Genomic DNA, 18,389 nt, shown 5'->3' on the forward strand with positions numbered 1-18,389 from the left:
TACAGAGAGTTTTGATATGAGAAGTGATTTAAACTTTAAAGAGACGATTAGTTTGGCTACGAATATTTATAAGAGATCATTTAAACTCACATTCGTGTTAGCATTTATGTTGTCATTTATATCTGAATATTGCTTTGTGTATATGATGCAGCACGGTATGGCTGAGTATATAGAAAGTGGTGGAAAAACTATACCAGTAGACTTTCCGTCAGCAAATGTACTAAGTTTTATGGTACTAGTAATTATGGTAGCTACAATTTTTGTCTATGCTATGATAATTTTGTTACAAGGAATATTTATTAAAAATCAGCTAAAGGCATCTGAAGCTATAAAACTTTCTTTACAGATTTTTTCTAAACGGATATTTTCTTTTTTAGGAGCTTTTTTACTGTCCATAATCGTATTAACGTTATTGTCAATGTTTTTACAGTATATAGGTATCTTCCTTGCAATCTTGTTGTTTTTAACTGTTATGCCAGCTGTACTTTTAGGTAAGAGTAGCATTTTTGAAGCTATCACAGATAACCTTAAGGTTATCAAATTAAACTTTTTTTACATGTTTAAGTTGGTATTTGTGATACTAATTCTTATGGTGGTTAAGCCGTTACTTACTTTGGGTTTGATATATTTGTTAAAAAATGTAGGTATGGAGATAAGCCCTTTAGAAAATAGTATTCAAAATATTATTGTGACAATAGTAGATTCATTAGTGGTACCATTTATATTTGCTATTACAGTAGCTACTTTTTTAGTAACTCGTGAAAAAAATGCTATTGATCAAAATATTTGATTAAATCTTTAAATTTATAATTTTGGCTAAATTTAATACCTTTCTTAGAAATATCTTTTTGTTTACTTTGATAATCTAGCTCACTAATTATGCCAAATTCGACTTTTATTTTTAATTCTTCTTGGTTTTCAGAATATGTTTTTGTAAATGGTAAAGTTTTTCCAAAGCACCAATTCCAACTTTTTAATACGTTCATTTCTTGTTCGATAAGCTCTTTATTTGCAAGAGGAGTTTGTTCATTTATTAAGCTTAGTTTGACACTTTTAAAACTACTTAAAAAAGCTTTTGTAATATCTTGAGTTTGTAAATCATGCTTTAATTCATTTAGATTGATTACTTTAGATCTATATGATTTTACTCCTTTAGTATCCAAAGATGTATCAATTGGTTGGTGTAAGTAGTTATAAAGCTTGCTAGTGTTTGCATTTATTAGTAGTGTTCCATGGTGAAATGCTCTGTCTTTTTTTTCTCTAAAAGCACTCCCGGAAATTTTATATGTGAAATTGTTATGATCAACTACAATATCATTTCTTTGGTTTGGATAGGCATTTATTTCCAATTTTCGGATAACACTACAAACAAATTCAAGATTAGCTTTAATATCGTGATCGTTCTTTGGAGAAATGATTGTATAGTTTAGATTACCAAAATCATGATAAACAGTACCACCGCCACTTTGACGCCTAATGATAGGTACACCATCTTTTTCCATAGCTAATAGATTACATTCTAGCCAGGGGTTTTGAGCCCTACCTATTACAACGCATGGCGAGTTTTGCCATAAAAATAATATTTTTTGATCTTTCAAATCTTCCAAGAATAACCAATTTTCTAAAGCTAAATTAAAATAAACATCGTTGCTTTGTGATATATATATTTTCATCAGTTAGTTGTTATTTATAGTTTTCTGTAAGTATAAGGTTTTATTGGTTCTATAAAAGTGTTTTGTGATATAATTTTGCTTTATTGAGTAAAATTAAAGTTAAATAATCTGATGTCATCCATACAGCAAACCCTAGATATTATTAAAAGAGGGGTGGACGAAATCCTTTTAGAAGAAGAGTTGGTTAAAAAGCTTCAAAAGGGTAAACCTTTAATTATAAAATTTGGTTGTGATCCAACTGCTCCAGATATTCATTTAGGACATACGGTTGTTATTAACAAGCTTAAGCAGTTACAAGATTTAGGTCATGAAATTCATTTTTTGATAGGGGATTTTACAGCTCAGATTGGTGATCCAACTGGTAAAAATGCTACTAGACCACCATTGACAGCACAAGAGGTTGCTAAAAACGCAGAAACTTATACGAGCCAGGTTTTTAAAATCTTAGATAAAGAAAAAACTATTGTGCGTAGAAATAGTGATTGGTTTAACAATATGTCAGCTGCTGATATGATTAAACTAGCTTCCAAATCAACGGTTGCTAGAATGCTTGAAAGAGATGATTTCTCTAAGAGATATAAAAATAACCAGTCTATTTCTATACATGAATTTTTGTATCCACTTGTACAAGGTTATGATTCTGTGGTAATGAAGGCTGATATAGAGCTAGGTGGTACTGATCAGAAGTTTAATCTGCTAATGGGTAGGGAGCTTCAAAAACAAAATAATCAAGAGCCACAAGTTATTATAACTATGCCATTACTTGAAGGTTTAGATGGTGTTAAAAAAATGTCAAAATCTAGCCAAAATTATATAGGTATAGAAGAATCAGCAATTGATATTTTTGGCAAAATTATGTCAATCTCTGATGAACTTATGTGGCGTTATTATAAGTTGCTTAGTTTTAAATCTTTAGAAGTTATCACTAGTTTAAAGCAAAATGTGCTTAATGGTGCAAATCCTCGTGATATCAAGATAGAGTTAGCAAAAGAGCTTATACAAAGATTTCATTGTAGAGAAGTTGCTGAAAATGCTCATCAAGATTTTATACAAAGATTTCAAAAAAACCAGATACCTGAAGATATAAATATTGTAGAATTAGATATAAAAGATAGTTTACCTATAACTAATTTACTAAAAGAAGCAGGTTTAGTAGCTAGTACATCTGAAGCTAACAGGATGATTAAGCAAGGAGCTGTAAAAGTTGATGGTGAGAAAGTTGATGATAACAAATTAGTTTTTAAAATTGGTACAGAGAATGTATTCCAAGTGGGTAAGCGTAAATTTGCCAAAGTTATTATAAAATAAGGAGTTTATAAAATGGATAAGTTTTTATCGATATTTGTAGGTGTTTTAATTATTGTAACTATAGTTACAGTATTTATTAGTCTGTTTCCGCTAGCTTTAAAAGTTTGTATAATTTCAGCTATTATTAGTGCCATAATTTATGTTGCCCTTAGACTAATTGAGAAATTTAGTAACTAATTATTATTGGTAAAGGTGTCCATAATAAAGCTCAGGGCAATTGCATTAAAATATTTTGGTTTTCTAAAAAAAATCAAAATTCAAACTTCAAAAATAACATATGTCTCTGTGTTCTAAGATGAAGAGATGAAAAAAAAATTAGCTAGCCCTTTTAAGAAGTTATAGCCAAATATATTTTGTTATAATTCCAGTTTAAAAGTTCAAGAAGAGTTTATTCATAGCTGATATGAGTAAAAAGTTTTAACCTATTTCAAATTTTGATATGCTAAGAGGTAATTTGGGCGATATTAATTTTAAAAATGCAAAACATCATAAACTTACACAAATTAAAAACAACTCTAGATAAAAATGATACGGCTATATATCAACTTGATGATATTTGTTTAAATGATTATATTGGTAGTAACCTTAAAATAGAGTATTTAAATGAAATAAATTGCGTTGCATGTGGAGCTAAGACTAATAAAAGCTATTCTCAAGGTTACTGTTTTATGTGTATGAGAAGATTACCGGAATGTGATATCTGTATAGTTAAACCTGAGTTATGTCATTTTGCACAAGGCACATGTAGAGACCCAGCATGGGGTGAGGATAACTGCATGAAGACCCATATAGTTTATTTAGCAAATACTGGAGATGTGAAAGTAGGTATTACAAAATTAAAAAATATACCTTCACGCTGGATTGATCAAGGAGCTAGTCAAGCTATACCTATCTTTGCAGTAGAGAGTAGATTAATTTCTGGTTTAGTTGAAATACTAGTAAAAAAATATATTGCTGATAAAACTAACTGGCGTAAAATGCTTCAAGGCGAGCCAGATACCTCCATAGTTTTATTTGAACTACGAAATAGAATATTAGAAGTAATAAATCCAGAAATTAGTACTATACGCTTAAAACATGGCGAAAATAGCGTTGAGCCAGTAGAAGGAAGACTTCAGTTAATAAATTATCCTGTTATCCAGTATCCAATAAAAATTAAATCGCTTAACTTAGATAAAGATTCTATAATCAGCGGTAAACTTATGGGTATAAAAGGACAGTACTTAATCTTTGATACAGGAGTCATAAATATACGTAAATTTGGTGGGTATAAGTGTAAGATCATAATCTAGAATAGATCGTTTATTAAGTTTTTGATTTAATTTTACTTGATTGTAGTTTAAAAATTTATTGGTGCTTCGACTTGGAAATCCCATCTTAGAAAGAAACTTTTCTTATGTCTCTATAGAAATTTTCATGTGAGCCAATTTTTAATAATGTTAATGTAATAGTTTCGTCATTATAGTTATAGCCAAGCAGTATAAGCTGATTATTTATTTTGAACTTGTACACTCTTAGGAAGTCTAAATCTCCTTTCTTTTGCTCTCCTATACTGGGATTGCTAGCGATAAGTTTTACAGCGTTATCTACTTCTTTTTTATCTTTGAGAGATAGTTTTTTTATATATTTTTTGAACGTATTGGTTTGTTTAATTTTCAAACTCATAATCTTCTACCAGTCCATTATCCATCTCAGCTTTTGCTACTAAACTTCCAATAACAAAATCATAAGGCAGGTCCGGGTTTTCTTCTACAATTCTACCAATCATAGCCCAATGTTCTATTTGGCTTGCACAAGATCGGTGCATAACCTTAGCTATTGTTTTTGCTTTAATTACTAAATCATCTGATAATCTAACTGACAAAGCCATATTTTTAGCCCTTATTAAATGTTAATGAGTTAATTATACAACATTTTGCGATTAATTGCGATTGTTAATATATAAAATCCAAAACTTTAGATTTATTTTATAATTTATCTAGTTTTTATTCTAATTCTATTCTTAATGTATATACAAGGTACTGAAACTAACATGTAATATTTCTTGTTTACATTAGATAGTCCAGCTCCGGGGGCACCATATTAATTAAGTTTAATATTATTTAATAATTTTAATGATAAGATGTTCAATTTTAATTTCACCTAAGAAGTCAGCCTATACCTTGTAATATCTCGATTCTTCCATTTAGATTGTGTTTCATACATCTAACTCAGTTTTTTTAAAGTCACGTTAATCAAAAATTTTATTGCTTCAAAATGTTTAACTTCTTTCATTTACCTATATACGCACTAATATAACTTAGTTTTTAATTATTTTAAAACAATTTAAAAATTAAAAAAATAAAAAAATATTAATATTTATTTATAAAATATATTTACTTAAATTAAATTTTGTTATATTTTATATTTTGTATTTAACTTAAATGGAGGCTTTAAAGTGTTAAATAAATATATATGTGGTGTTAGTTCAGTCTTAGGATTGGCGGTGCTTTTAAGTAGTTGTTCTCAAGAGGAGCTAACAGAATATCAAATAGGGACAAATTGTGATGGTGCAGTTTGTAGTATAGAATTAGACCAAGCTGATTTGCTTAGATATACAAACGTAGTAGGTAAAACAGTAGATAAGGTCCTAAAACAAGAAGCTGTACCAGATCCACAATATAACCTAACTTGGGTTCTGACAGATGGTCAGTTTGCTACAAATGAACAGCTTGGTAATAGTAATTTACCATTATGTAATGGCGATTGTACATATGAATCTAATCCAACTGGTTGGGTATTTGGTTCATCAGGTGCACATCAGATAGGTGTTTCTGGAACAATAACATATCCAGATGGTACTGTTCAGAGCATTGATATAGCGAAAACAGTAAGTACTGAGTATGGTCAAGTTAAGATAGAGTCAGAGGTTGTAGGAGGTTCAGGATTGGACTATAAATTTACAGCTAATACCACAGATACTGGTATACCAGACGATGCGACTTTTACTTGGAAAATAGATGGTACAGAAGTCGGTACAACCCAAGAGATAGAGTATCTTTTCCCAGCACCAAATACAACTTATACAGTAAGTGTGGAAGTCTCTGTAGATGGTGAAGTAATCTCAACAGATACAAAAGATATACTTACAGGTGAAATAGTAGAGCCGACATTAATACCTGTAGTAGATAGTAGTGATCCACTTACTTATACAATAACAGCAGATACTACAGGTACAATTATAGATAGTAGCTGGACAAAACAGTGGAAGATAAATGGTAATGTAGTATCAGGAGCAACAACAGATATACTAAACTATACATTTACCCAATCTGATACGACATATCAAGTAGAGTATATTGCTACAAAAGGAGAGCTTACAAGAAGTGCTACTAAAACTATACAGATAGGAGAAGTCATTCAACCGACATTAATCACTACTCCAGATAGTAGTGATCCACTTACTTATACAATAACAGCAGATACTACAAATACAAGTATAGATAGTAGCTGGACAAAACAGTGGAAGATAGATGGTAGTGTAGTATCAGGAGCTACAACAGATACACTAAACCATACTTTTACCCAATCTGATACAACATATCAGGTAGAATATACTGCTACAAAAGGTCAGAGTATCAGAACTGCTACTGATACTATACATATAGGTACAGTCAATCAACCATCATTATCATATAGCCAAGATGGTAGTGATCCACTTACTTGGACGATGATCGCAGATACTACAGGTACAATTATAGATAGCAGTTGGACAAAACAGTGGAAGGTAAATGATGTTGTAGTACCAGGATCTACAGATACACTAAATTATACATTTGCACTTACTAGTACAACATATAACGTAACGTATACTGCTACAAAAGGTCAAAGTACCAGAAGTGTTACTGAACCTGTACTCACAGGCCCAGCTACAGTACCTGAATTGGGTAGTACTAGAACAGGGTTGTTAGATTATGCTTTAACAGCAGATCTAACAAATACTGGAATAACTTCAGAGTGGCAGTTATATTGGTACTTCAGTCCATCGTCACCAGACACAGGAATGATTTATCCCCCTTACACTAACCCAACTGCAATATTTAGTGATTATAACACTAATTACACTATAACTTTTAAAGCTACTCCACCATCTGGTTCAGGTCTTAGTCCTGTAACAGCTAATATAAGCATTGACACGGGGATTGGGTTAAAAGACGAAATGACTATGATTGGCTCTTACTCTAATATATTAAATAAATATCCTACAGGCGGCGTGGGTGCAAATGGTATTAAATTTGGTGGTTCATCTAGTAATTTGACGTTCACCTGTCCAGCAGGTTATGCATATCCAGCTTCTGTATCTGCTCCAACATCAGGAGGGACAGAAAAGACTTATCCTCTTTTACAAGACGAACTGCTAATTTACTTATCACTTGATGAAAATACTGGAAATATATATTCAGATAATCCTGCAGCTGTTGGTAGAATTATGAAATGGAGAAACCTAGATGGCAGCAATAAAATTGTTTCTATGAGTTGCTATAAAGTATATTAGTAAATAGAGGCAGAAATTATCAACTGCCTCATTCTAGAATTACTATCAAAATTGCTTCAACATTCTTTATCAAAATCAATTAAAACAAATAAAATTAAGATTTTGATTTATCCATATTTTCAAAATACTACATCCTACTAGGTATAAAAGTAGTACTGACTGAAATATCTTTAAAAAAGATAGGCTATAATATAAGATTATCCTAGCTTATTATAAGCTTTATTAATGTTGTGATTTTTTGAAGATATTCAGAAGATACAGATTCTATCTTTTCAGCATTTCTGACTTTAAAATCTAGTGTTCTAGCTTGATAAGTTAAAACATATCCTTCTGTTTTATTATTTTCTGGCGTTGGTACAGTAAATTTATTTTTTCTTTCTATACTTGTTATAGGAGCAACCATTGCAAAACCAGTATGCTCATTAAATATCTTTCTTGAAAGTACTAGTGCTGGGCGTCTTTTCATTATTTCACTGCCAGCTGAAGGGTCAAAATCTAACCAGATGATATCTCCTTGCTGAGGTATGTATTTCATATTTCCATACCTTTAGGGTTTAACCATTGTTTATCTTCTGGTGTTACTTTGAAACTATCTTTATCACTCTCAGCTAATAGCTGCTCTAAATTTAATTCTTCATGATGGGGCTTTAAAATGATTTGATCATCTTTTATATCTAAATCAAGCTCATCACCTATGTGTAGATTTAAAAGCTTTAGTATTTTCTTTGGGATATTAATACCAGCAGCATTACCAGTCTTTCTAATTGTAAGAGTTGTCATGCTATTCTCTTTTTGATTATGAAAATTATATTATACCATATGTAATACAAATGTAATAAGTGCTTTAATAAAGAAGGTTTAAAATTGTGGGTATTTGAGGTATTTAAAGATGCTAATTAATACTTATTTATAAACAGGGAATTTGTCACAAAGCTCTAGAATTTGCTTAGCTACATCTTTTTCTATTTGTTCGTTACCACAGTTGAAAACCACATCAGCTAGTAAGTTTGCTATAAATTCACATTCAGCTTCTTTAAATCCACGAGTGGTAATAGCAGGGCTACCAATCCTTAAACCACTAGTTACAAATGGTGAGCGAGGATCATTTGGAATAGAGTTTTTATTTACGGTGATATTTGCTCTACCTAGAGCAGCTTCAGCCTCTTTACCAGAGAATCCAGAGTTTGTAATATCTAAAAGTAGTAGGTGATTATGAGTTCCACCAGATATGATATTAATATTACGTTGTTTAAGAGCTTTTTCCATAGCTTTAGCGTTTTTTAGTACTTGCTTTTGGTATTCTACAAAGTTTGGTTCTAAAGCTTCTTTAAAAGCAACTGCTTTAGCTGCAATTACATGCATTAAAGGACCACCTTGAATACCTGGAAAGATAGCAGATTGAAACTTTTTAGCTAGCTCTGGATTATTGTTGCAAAGTATTAAACCACCGCGAGGCCCCCTAAGAGTTTTATGGGTGGTGGTAGTTGCAACATCTACATATGGAAATGGGCTAGGGTATAGTCCTGTTGCTACTAAACCAGCTACGTGGGCAATATCTGCCATAAGTACAGCATCTACAGAATCAGCAATTTCTCTAAATTTTTCCCAATTTAAGATTCCGGAAAAAGCAGAAAACCCAGCAATTATCATTTTTGGTTTGTGCTCTTTTGCTAATGCAGCTACTTGGCCATAATCAATATCACCAGCCTCATTAAGACCATATTGTATAGAATTGTAAATCTTTCCTGAAAAATTAACTTTACTTCCATGAGTTAGGTGTCCACCAGCACTTAGATCCATACCAAGTACAGTATCACCTGGTTTTAATATAGCATTATAGACAGCCGCATTTGCTTGAGATCCAGAGTGTGGTTGCACATTAGCATAATCAACGTTAAAAAGTTTTTGCGCTCTTTCAATAGCTAACTTTTCAGCTATATCAACATATTCACAACCGCCATAATATCTTTTGCCGTGATAACCTTCGGCATATTTATTTGTTAGCTGGGAGCCTTGTGCTTCCATCACAGCCGGGCTAGCATAGTTTTCTGATGCGATAAGCTCTACATGTTCATGTTGCCTTTTAATTTCAAGTTCTATGGCGTCAAATATTTCTTTATCAGTATTTTTTAGACTATTTTTATCACGGTTGAACATATCTTGATTGTCTCCTGATCTTCTAAAATATAATAAAATAAGTTGAATGTTTTAGATTATATCTTATATCCTTATATATAGTAAATAAATAACAGATACTAAATATATGGGCAAAGTAATAGATCTAGATGAAGTTGAACGTCTTGAGCGAGAAGAGGAGAATTCGCACTACCGACTGTCAAGAAGTAAAAGTAGCGTAAAAAAAGATATGCTTGAAATTACAGATTTTGGTAAAGCACTTATTGATCTTAGTAATCAGCAGCTAGTCAAGCTTCCGATTTCTGATAACCTTCGAGATAATATTTTAGCTACTAAGTCTATGCAAAAGATAGCTTTAAAAAGACAAATTCAATTTATAGGTAAACTATTGCGAAAGGTTGATAATCTTGATGAAATTCAAAAAGCTTACGATATAATTATAAATAAAGATAAGCAAGCCAATCTTTTATTTCATCGTTTAGAAAATATCCGTGATAATCTTTTAGATTCTGATAAAGACAAGAGTAACCAAACTTTAGATAATTTAATTGGGGAATTTCCAGATATGGATATCCAAAAATTAAGACAATTAATTAGATCTCATCATAGAGAAGCAGAAAAAAATAAACCAAAAAAATCGTATAGAGAAATATTTCAATTAATTAAAGAATTACATACATCAAATAACTAATATTTGTGATCTATGATTAAAACTAAGGAATTTATATTTTTTTGAAATATTAATAATCAATCAGCTATAATAGAACCAAGGATAGCTATAGTATTTTAAAATGGGTTAAAAGTATAATTATGCAGCAACTAAAAGACATCCAATCTCTTATAGACAAAGATATTCAAGACAATAATCAATTTATAAAAGATTCATTATCTTCAGATGTGGTACTTATTAACCAAATTAGTCACTATATAATAAATAGTGGCGGTAAAAGATTACGTCCTCTTTTAGTGATGTTATTTGCTAAAGCTTTAGGTTACCAAGGACAAAAGCATTTAGCGTGTGCTGCTATTATCGAGTTTATCCATACAGCTACTTTATTACATGATGATGTTGTCGATAATTCACAGCTACGCAGAGGCAAGCAAACTGCTAATAACGTTTTTGGTAACGCCGCTAGTGTTTTGACAGGTGATTTTCTCTATTCTAGAGCTTTTCAGATGATGGTTGAGTTAGATAGTATGCAGATTATGCAGATACTTGCTGATGCTACAAATAAGATTTCAGAAGGTGAAGTTTTACAGCTTTTAAACGCGCGAAATTCTGGACTTACAGAAAAAGATTATATTAATGTGATTTATTGTAAAACAGCTAAGCTTTTTGAGGCAGCATGTGAATTAGCTGGAGTTATTAGTTTAGATAAGCTTGAATACGAAAAACATAGCCAAGATATTAAAAATTTTGGTGTTTACCTTGGTAATGCCTTTCAAATAGCTGATGACGTTTTGGATTATGTTTCTAATGCCGAAAGTTTAGGTAAAAACATTGGTGATGATTTAGATGAAGGTAAAATGACTTTGCCTACTATTTACGCATTAACAAATATTTCTGTTGAAAAGCAAACTATTTTAAAAACAGCAATAGAGCAAGGGCAATACCAAATAAATGAAATAATAAATATAGTTAAAACCAGTGGAGCAATAGAATATTCCTATAGTGTAGCATGTAAATATGCTGAGCTTGCTAAACAGGCAATACAGTTTTTGCCAAATAGTGATTATAAAAAAGCTATGTATTTATTGTGTGATTTAGTGGTTAAAAGAGAAAAATAACAAATATACAATTTTTTAATATAAATATAATTATTTACATATAAAAATAAAAACTATTATTTAAAAATAGTGATAAAATATATTATTTTTATTTAAAAAATATTTTTAATGATTGATAGTGATGAGTTATTAGCTATAGGAGCTGCTTTGGTTCAGACGGTTAGATCCAAGATTAAATATTCTGAAAACATTGATAACTTATATAGGGGCTATAAAAAAAGTGACTTTTACAAGCATAGGAGTAAAAAGCTAGAGCAAATATACACACTTCATCTGCCCTATACTCCTCAAGGCAAACAGGTTTATTTGAAAAATGGTGTAGGTTTATGTGATGAACTATCGTTAGCTATTTTACATATTGCACAAGGTTTAGAAGAAATAAAAATAGGCACTTTTTATTTGTCTTTAATGTCAATATATAAAAAGCATGTATTTCTTATAGCACACAATAGCTTAAGTTTAGCTAATAATGCTGCAAGAGAATGGACTAAGTATAAAAAAAGTCTTCGTGAACTTAAACAAGATGATGAGCTAAAAAATGCTGTTATTATTGATCCATGGATATATAAAGCTACAAAATTGTCAAACTTAAGAGAACACTTAGAACATGCTGTGTTATATGATGTACTAGATTATTATAGGGGTAATGTTATGTATATAGGTCAACATTTAGAAATAAATCCTTCCTCAAATATTATTAAAATAGATAAACAATATATAGATACATTTCAAGAGTGCTATAAAATACAAAAAGAAAAATTAGTAAATAAACGAGATTCTTTTGCACAGGGTCGTAGATTTAGTAGTGTTAGAAGAAGCTTAGAATATAATATCCAGAAATACCAGCAACTGATTAGTTTAAGGGATTTTTTTATTAGGTTGAAAAAGAAATCATCGGGTTGGTATACTAAAAATCATAGTAATCGCAAAGGTAAAGCTATAAGTTCTGTGATTAATTATTTACAGACTTGTATAGATAACTATTACTTCCCGAGTCAATATGACTTAGAGTGTATTTTTAGGGGCACGTTAACTGTTTGTGCTGTAGTTAGAGGAAAAAATTTGCCTAATCAATTATCCAAGGATAATATCACGATGACTAAAACAGCGAAGGGTATTTTCTCTTTTGATGTAGTACCAAATAATAAATTAGCGTTTGAGATCGACGGATTAAGCTTAGACTGGGTAAGAGAGGCTAGGAAGATTGGGAGCGACAGAAGTAAGTACATGGTTTTTTTAAATAAACTAGAGGGTTGGAATCCTGACTTTAACGTTAGCAAATTATATACAAATAAAGAGAATTATTATAAATTAGTTGAAGAAGCCATAGCTTCTAGTCAGTAAGTATTGCTGTGAGGTTTAGTACGGGAAAATACCAATTTATTATTTTTTATTACGAAACTTATTGATTTTAAACACAGTAGTGATAAGCTTTTTTTAAAAAAAAATGAGCTAAAAACTTGATAGATAAAAAAATAACAGACATTTTCAAAAAAATAATGTCAGAGTTTTATGTAAGTAGAACTTGTGATAGAGGTATAACAGATGAGTACAATCATCTTTATTCTAAAAGAGAAACTCCTTACCTACATGATAGACAAATACTTGGAGTTGAAGAAAAAAACTCAGTTCTTACTGATAAATTTTATTTCCATAATGATGAATACGCGGCAAAAGTATACGAGTGGGAAAGAGATGATATAAGTAAAGCTTATGAGTCTTTAAAAAAAGCAGGATATTCTAACTGTAGGCTTCAAGCGTTGTTTTTATCACTTAACCTTAGAAAACATTATGAACATGTTTTTGTTACTGACTCTAGAGATCCTGTACATAGTTTTGTTGTTGTTAAACAAAAAGTAGGATGGGTGTTACTAGATCCGTGGATAGGTTTTATTAGTAAGCTTCCTAACGTTCTTGATAATATAAGTCCCGATATAATTGCAGACTCTACTGAAATCATATTCTCAGATAAGTTCCTTACTAGAGAAAATGGGATAAAACAAATATCACAAGAAGGAAAGAAAATTGTTTACTTTGTAAAGGAGCTTTGCATTGAGAATCCTTTGTTTAGAAATGATCTTAAAACGGTCTTTAAAGATATCAAAGAAGAAATGTTTATTAATGAAATTGACAATATAACATTATTAGCTACTAAAATTACATTTGCACATTTTGATATAGAAAAAAAAGGGTTTGAACGTACTTCCCCAGTTGACCAATTAACAAAAAATAAAAGATCTTATGATTTTCTTTTTTATAAAAAAATTTGTATCAGAAATAGGTTAGCATATGCTCTTTTAAATTATATTAAAGAACGAGAACAAAAGGGTAGCTATACATCTTTGTTTAATACAGGTTTTTCTAAGGATGATAAAATAAGGGCAGCTAAAAAACTTTTATGTATGTTATTTAATTCTAATAAGTTTCTATCAGAAGGAGAGTCTCCACCATTTATTTTATCTCCACAAGAGAAGGCGGCATTGCTTCAGGGAGATTTGGGAAAAAAGATAAAAAGTATAGTACTTAATAGCGAAATGGATGCCATCGCCTTATTAGAAATAATTTTTTATGATAGAAGTTTGGATGAATTAATAAAACAAAAGTTTCAGCAAGATATAAATGGGTAGGACTTATTCTTATTATCTGATTTATCAATTATTAGTAAGTATTAAAACCTATTTAAAATCTTTAAGTGTTATTTCAAAAGATAGTGCCTGGTTAGGACCTATTGCAGCTGGAGCTCTGCTGCCATAAGCTACTTTGGGAGCACAGTATAATATAATAGTGGAGCCAACTGGTATTTCTGGTATAGCATCTTTCCAGCATTGAATTAAGTTTGTTAGCGGGAAAGTAGCGTTATCACTTGAATCAAAAGTAGGACCTATTAGTTTAGCTTGTTTAACTGAGTCTAACTTGGAGTTATCTTTCCGGTAAGCTACGATAGGGGTAGTTCCTTTGTATGCTATCGTTACTTGACTATCAGAGTTTGGTTTTTTACCATTTCCTTGTTTTACAATTTGATAATAAACATCATCATTAACTTTTATTATATTATTCATTTTAGAGATTTGTTCTATAAAAGCAGATGAATTGGTTTGATTTTCTTTAGCTACACCAAGTTGTCTTTTTATTATTTTGTCTTTTAGAGAGTCTATATTTTCTTGTATTTGCTCTTCAGACAATTTGGGCTTTTTATTTGCCATAGCATCTTTAAATCCAGCTATAGTTTGCTCATCGTTTAAAATAAAGTCTTGCTTAGCAATACCAGATCCGATTTGGTATCCTACTGTATAGCTAGCATTTGCAGGCATTTCAAGTGTAATAGGTTTAACCTGTTTTACTGTAACTTTAGCTGTAGGTAGTGTAGTATCTTTTGGGGAAACTGTCACTGATGGTGCCGTTTTATCAGTTTGTTCTACAGTGCTTGTGTCGTTACTACTAGTGGTAGAACATGAGCTAATAGTTAGCCCTATTAGTGAGTAGGATATAATAGTAACAATTTTTTTGAGTTTCATTTTGTACTCCTTATCTTTGTATGTCATTTTTTGTTATATTAAAAAAATCAAAAAGCTCTTTATCTAGCATTTGTGATGGTGAAATGTTAGACAGAGCTTTAAATAACACATTTTTTCTTTCTGGGTTATTTTTTTCCCATTTGTTAAGCATATCTTTAATAAAGACTCTTTGCAAATTATCTTGTGAACCGCAGAGGTTACATGGAATGATAGGAAAATTTTTTAACTTTGAGTATTCTGTAGTTTCTTCTTCAGTTACAAAAGCTAATGGACGAATTACAATATTACGTTTATCATCACTAAGTAGCTTTGGTGGCATAGCTTTGATAGAGCCATTATAAAAAAGATTTAGAAAAAAAGTTTCTATTATATCATCACGATGGTGACCTAGAGCTATTTTAGTAATTCCATGCTCTTGCGCAAAGTCATATAAGATGCCTCTGCGCATCCTAGAGCATAACCCACAAGTGGTTTTACCTTCTGGAATTACTCTTTTTACAACACTATAGGTATCTCGCTCTATAATGTGAAAATCTATCTTTTTCTCTTTAAGATAATTTGGTAAAACATCTTCAGGAAAATTAGGCTGCTTTTGATCTAAGTTTACTGCGATGACATCAAATTTAATAGGCGCTTTTTGCTGTAGTAGTAACAGCATTTCTAGTAGGCAATAGGAATCTTTGCCTCCAGATAAACAGGCCATAATTTTATCACCATCTTCAATCATATTATACTGATTAATAGCCTGGGCAGTTTTTCGTAATATTTGTTTTTCTAGCTTTTTAAGGCTTTGCTTATCGTTATTCATAATAGTCTTCTAAAGTAGCTTGTTTTATATCATTAGGTATCTTTTCTAATCTAGCTGTTTTTAAGTTATAACATGCTAGTTTGGAGTATGCTGTTGTGACAATTCTGTCATTTCCTAGTATCCTTATTTCATATTTAAACTCTATACTTGCTGCTCCAATTCTAGATACATACTGCGTTACCTCAATTGTATTTGGGTGTAATAGGGGGTACATATATTTGCAGCTTTGTTCAGCTACAACAAATTGGATAGAGTTTTCTATGCTCCAATTAATAAGTTTTTTAAAAGCATAAACCCATTGTGTGCGAGCTTCTTCAAAATAATCAAAATATTTTCCATTATTTACATGGCCGTTTTTATCCGTATCTGACCAACGTATATTTATTGTTTTTTTGAAAGGCTGTTTATTCATAAATTTCCTAGAATAAGTAAGATAATAGTGGCTTACCAGGGATCTTACAATTTTGTAATTGAGTAGAGTATTTTTGTGCTATATCAGCTGTTTTTCTAGCATAGTTCTTTAAGAAAGAGTTGTTTTTGTGGGTACCATTTTTATATCCACCAATACCTTCATGGTAGGCTAAATACAAGTGATAGGCATCAGTTTTACTAATACCTGTTTTATTATGTACATTATTTAAATACCAGCCTATAAAATCTACAGCATCAGAAAAGTTTGACCTTGAGACAAAAGATTGCTGAGTTTCTTTTTTATAATGATCCCAAGTACCATCAAGAGCTTGGGCATACCCATATGCTGTTGAAGCTCTACCTACTGGTATGAAACCAAAATAGTAATTCATAGAAGGTTTAGCATCTGCTCTAAAAGAGGATTCTTGGCGAAGAAAAGCCATTTGAATATTAAGAGGTACTCCCCATCTATTGTATGAGTCAATCATATCGTAATACCAATTAGGATATTGATGGATTATACTACAAGCATTATTTATATTTTTAGGTTGTTCAGTCGCACAAGAGTTAAGTATACCTAATATAGTAGTTACTGATATGATCTTAAATATTTTTTTCATTTATAAATGCCTATAAAAAACATCAACTACTTTATCTTGAAACCTACGAGCATTATACCTATCAGAAGCCTTAAGATCATTAAGCATAATAGAAAAGCTTATACGATGATTTTTCTCTGTAAGGACATAGCCTGCAAGAGTGGAAACTCCAGCTAGAGTGCCTGTTTTAGCATGTACTTTACCTAGTAATTTGTCCCCCATTCTATATGATATAGTTCCGCTTATCCCAGATGCTGGTAAGTAACTGTAGAATTTTTGACCAATAGAGCTATTGTATGTTTTAGTTAAAAAATTAACCATAAACTGGGCTGTAACTCTATCAAGGTGTGATAGTCCTGAGCCATCATACATGGTTAATGCCGAAGTATCTAGATTAAGCTTATCATAAAGAATTTCTTGAACTGCAGCTGTTCCTGCATTAGTTGAGCCTATGCCTTTTTGCTTTAGACCAATAGTGTTTAATATCGTTTCAGCGTATAGATTGTCGGAGTGTTTAAGTGTTTGGTCGATAAAACTACCTATAGTTGTAGAACTTATGCTTAATTGTTCAGTATTTCCTGGTGGTATTGAAGTTGTTATAGCTATTTTGTTATGTTTAATTCCATTAGTGTTTAAAAAATCATCAACGGTATTTAATGTTTTTAAAGCAGGATTTTTAATAGCTAATTTGAACATTTTTTCTGCAGCACGAGATAAGTAGCCTCTAATATATAAAACGTTATCATCGTTCATGGAAATAATAGTAGGTTCTGCTGAATTAGTATATTTAGCGGTATTTTTGACTGTGATATTGCTGGCATTGCTAAGTGTGATAACACGAGTTGTTAAACTATTTGGATTCTTGGCTAGTTTTACTACTGTACAATTTCTGTTTATAGTAAAACTTGAAGCAGGTGCTCCATAACAAAAAGTACTATCCTCTTTTGTCCACCCTTCTGGGATATATGGTCCTGAAAAATTGCCAACAAGATATACATCTCCTGTTATTTGTGTTATTTCCTTAGTAGTTTTTATTTGTTTTATTAAAGATGATAGTTGTCCTCCAGTTAAAGCAGGGTTGCCTGAGAACTTTATATATAGATCGCCATGTAAAATATGACCTTTTACTTTGTTGCTAGAGTAGTTAACTGTCGTTGTAAACGTAAAACTATCAGGTATAGCAAATAATGCAGCTACCATAGTAAAAACTTTATTATTACTAGCAGGTTTCATTGGTCTATTTTGGCCATAAGCGTATAAGTTTGCACCAGAAATTGTATTTTGGGTAGCTATACTTATTTTTACATCAGTAAGGCCATATTCCTTTACTAAATATTGTATTTCACTACGAGCTGTTGCTGCATAAGTGCTGCAGAAACTTATAAAAGTTAAGAATATAAGAAAAAGTAGTCTAAAATGTTTATTTAAAATCAAAGTTATAAACCATGCAGTTTTTAGATTTATAGTTTCAAATAATATCATTTTAAAGACTGTAAATACAGATGATTGTTATGTTTACCTTATTAAAATTACCTTATTAAAAAAAGCAAAGTAGAAAATTATGCATAGAATGATTTTTTTATTTGCTATTATTTACGACCTAAGGATGAAATTTTG

General features: G+C 31.0%; 20 protein-coding genes. 9 read left to right on the forward strand and 11 right to left on the reverse strand.

Annotation, left to right across the window (positions count from 1 at the left end; translation table 11 throughout):
* The first annotated feature begins 16 nt into the window (after positions 1-16).
* Positions 17-790, forward strand: a complete 774-nt coding sequence (locus E3E15_RS02765) for a hypothetical protein (RefSeq protein ID WP_172106499.1) — start codon at positions 17-19, stop codon at positions 788-790.
* Here E3E15_RS02765 and E3E15_RS02770 read toward each other — a convergent pair.
* Positions 771-1,673 (reverse strand): lipoyl protein ligase domain-containing protein, encoded by a 903-nt coding sequence (locus E3E15_RS02770; RefSeq protein WP_172106500.1) that lies wholly within the window; start codon positions 1,671-1,673, stop codon positions 771-773. The genes E3E15_RS02765 and E3E15_RS02770 overlap by 20 nt on opposite strands.
* A gap of 111 nt (positions 1,674-1,784) precedes the next feature.
* Here E3E15_RS02770 and tyrS point away from each other — a divergent pair, with 111 nt between their 5' ends.
* The 3 genes from tyrS (at position 1,785) to E3E15_RS02785 (ending at position 4,273) form a co-directional block, all read left to right on the forward strand.
* A complete protein-coding gene (gene tyrS, locus E3E15_RS02775) occupies positions 1,785-2,981 on the forward strand; it encodes a tyrosine--tRNA ligase (protein ID WP_172106501.1) in 1,197 nt (398 codons plus the stop codon).
* A gap of 12 nt (positions 2,982-2,993) precedes the next feature.
* Positions 2,994-3,158 (forward strand): hypothetical protein, encoded by a 165-nt coding sequence (locus E3E15_RS02780; protein ID WP_166666868.1) that lies wholly within the window; start codon positions 2,994-2,996, stop codon positions 3,156-3,158.
* Between the two features lie 299 nt (positions 3,159-3,457).
* Positions 3,458-4,273: a DUF2797 domain-containing protein gene (locus E3E15_RS02785; protein WP_172106502.1), complete on the forward strand. Its 816-nt coding sequence runs from the start codon at positions 3,458-3,460 to the stop codon at positions 4,271-4,273.
* An 85-nt stretch (positions 4,274-4,358) separates the two neighbouring features.
* Here the strand turns inward: E3E15_RS02785 and E3E15_RS02790 are convergent, their stop codons facing one another.
* Complete coding sequence (locus tag E3E15_RS02790) at positions 4,359-4,646, reverse strand: type II toxin-antitoxin system RelE/ParE family toxin (protein ID WP_172106503.1); 288 nt, start codon at positions 4,644-4,646, stop codon at positions 4,359-4,361.
* The gene (locus E3E15_RS02795) at positions 4,630-4,851 is read right to left on the reverse strand and encodes a TA system antitoxin ParD family protein (RefSeq protein WP_035718705.1); all 222 of its coding nucleotides are present in this window, start codon (positions 4,849-4,851) and stop codon (positions 4,630-4,632) included. Before E3E15_RS02795 ends, E3E15_RS02790 begins: the two co-directional genes overlap by 17 nt.
* Before the next feature lie 567 nt (positions 4,852-5,418).
* Between E3E15_RS02795 and E3E15_RS02800 the strand changes: the two genes are divergently transcribed.
* Positions 5,419-7,515, forward strand: a complete 2,097-nt coding sequence (locus tag E3E15_RS02800; RefSeq protein WP_172106504.1) for a hypothetical protein — start codon at positions 5,419-5,421, stop codon at positions 7,513-7,515.
* Positions 7,516-7,717: 202 nt separating this feature from the next.
* Here E3E15_RS02800 and E3E15_RS02805 read toward each other — a convergent pair whose 3' ends face one another.
* The 3 genes from E3E15_RS02805 to glyA all read right to left on the reverse strand — a co-directional run bounded on the left by E3E15_RS02805 (position 7,718) and on the right by glyA (position 9,672).
* Positions 7,718-8,050: a type II toxin-antitoxin system PemK/MazF family toxin gene (locus tag E3E15_RS02805; protein WP_172106505.1), complete on the reverse strand. Its 333-nt coding sequence runs from the start codon at positions 8,048-8,050 to the stop codon at positions 7,718-7,720.
* A complete protein-coding gene (locus tag E3E15_RS02810) occupies positions 8,047-8,295 on the reverse strand; it encodes an AbrB/MazE/SpoVT family DNA-binding domain-containing protein (protein ID WP_172106506.1) in 249 nt (82 codons plus the stop codon). Before E3E15_RS02810 ends, E3E15_RS02805 begins: the two co-directional genes overlap by 4 nt.
* Before the next feature lie 123 nt (positions 8,296-8,418).
* Positions 8,419-9,672 carry a serine hydroxymethyltransferase gene (gene glyA / locus E3E15_RS02815; protein ID WP_172106507.1) on the reverse strand — a complete coding sequence of 418 codons (1,254 nt, stop codon included), beginning with the start codon at positions 9,670-9,672 and terminating at the stop codon, positions 8,419-8,421.
* Positions 9,673-9,778: 106 nt separating this feature from the next.
* Here glyA and yjgA point away from each other — a divergent pair, with 106 nt between their 5' ends.
* The 4 genes from yjgA to E3E15_RS02835 all read left to right on the forward strand — a co-directional run bounded on the left by yjgA (position 9,779) and on the right by E3E15_RS02835 (position 14,066).
* The gene (gene yjgA, locus E3E15_RS02820; RefSeq protein ID WP_035718711.1) at positions 9,779-10,342 is read left to right on the forward strand and encodes a ribosome biogenesis factor YjgA; all 564 of its coding nucleotides are present in this window, start codon (positions 9,779-9,781) and stop codon (positions 10,340-10,342) included.
* A gap of 119 nt (positions 10,343-10,461) precedes the next feature.
* Positions 10,462-11,439: a polyprenyl synthetase family protein gene (locus E3E15_RS02825; RefSeq protein ID WP_172106508.1), complete on the forward strand. Its 978-nt coding sequence runs from the start codon at positions 10,462-10,464 to the stop codon at positions 11,437-11,439.
* A gap of 108 nt (positions 11,440-11,547) precedes the next feature.
* Positions 11,548-12,783: a hypothetical protein gene (locus tag E3E15_RS02830; protein ID WP_172106509.1), complete on the forward strand. Its 1,236-nt coding sequence runs from the start codon at positions 11,548-11,550 to the stop codon at positions 12,781-12,783.
* 155 nt (positions 12,784-12,938) lie between these two features.
* On the forward strand, positions 12,939-14,066 hold the full coding sequence (locus E3E15_RS02835) for a hypothetical protein (RefSeq protein WP_172106510.1): 1,128 nt from the start codon (positions 12,939-12,941) through the stop codon (positions 14,064-14,066).
* Between the two features lie 48 nt (positions 14,067-14,114).
* Here the strand turns inward: E3E15_RS02835 and E3E15_RS02840 are convergent, their stop codons facing one another.
* From E3E15_RS02840 to dacB, 5 genes are read right to left on the reverse strand one after another with little or no spacing between them, the layout of a single operon-like run.
* Positions 14,115-14,954, reverse strand: coding sequence for an FKBP-type peptidyl-prolyl cis-trans isomerase N-terminal domain-containing protein (locus tag E3E15_RS02840; RefSeq protein ID WP_172106511.1), 840 nt, complete (start codon positions 14,952-14,954; stop codon positions 14,115-14,117).
* Between the two features lie 10 nt (positions 14,955-14,964).
* Positions 14,965-15,762 carry a tRNA 2-thiocytidine(32) synthetase TtcA gene (gene ttcA, locus E3E15_RS02845; RefSeq protein WP_425352914.1) on the reverse strand — a complete coding sequence of 266 codons (798 nt, stop codon included), beginning with the start codon at positions 15,760-15,762 and terminating at the stop codon, positions 14,965-14,967.
* Positions 15,755-16,174 (reverse strand): acyl-CoA thioesterase, encoded by a 420-nt coding sequence (locus E3E15_RS02850; protein ID WP_172106512.1) that lies wholly within the window; start codon positions 16,172-16,174, stop codon positions 15,755-15,757. Before E3E15_RS02850 ends, ttcA begins: the two co-directional genes overlap by 8 nt.
* Before the next feature lie 7 nt (positions 16,175-16,181).
* The gene (locus E3E15_RS02855) at positions 16,182-16,793 is read right to left on the reverse strand and encodes a transglycosylase SLT domain-containing protein (RefSeq protein WP_172106513.1); all 612 of its coding nucleotides are present in this window, start codon (positions 16,791-16,793) and stop codon (positions 16,182-16,184) included.
* A complete protein-coding gene (gene dacB, locus E3E15_RS02860; protein ID WP_172106514.1) occupies positions 16,794-18,254 on the reverse strand; it encodes a D-alanyl-D-alanine carboxypeptidase/D-alanyl-D-alanine endopeptidase in 1,461 nt (486 codons plus the stop codon). It abuts the gene before it with no gap.
* Positions 18,255-18,389 lie beyond the last annotated feature (135 nt).

Source organism: Allofrancisella frigidaquae (assembly GCF_012222825.1).
GTDB classification, from domain to species: Bacteria; Pseudomonadota; Gammaproteobacteria; order Francisellales; family Francisellaceae; genus Francisella; species Francisella frigidaquae.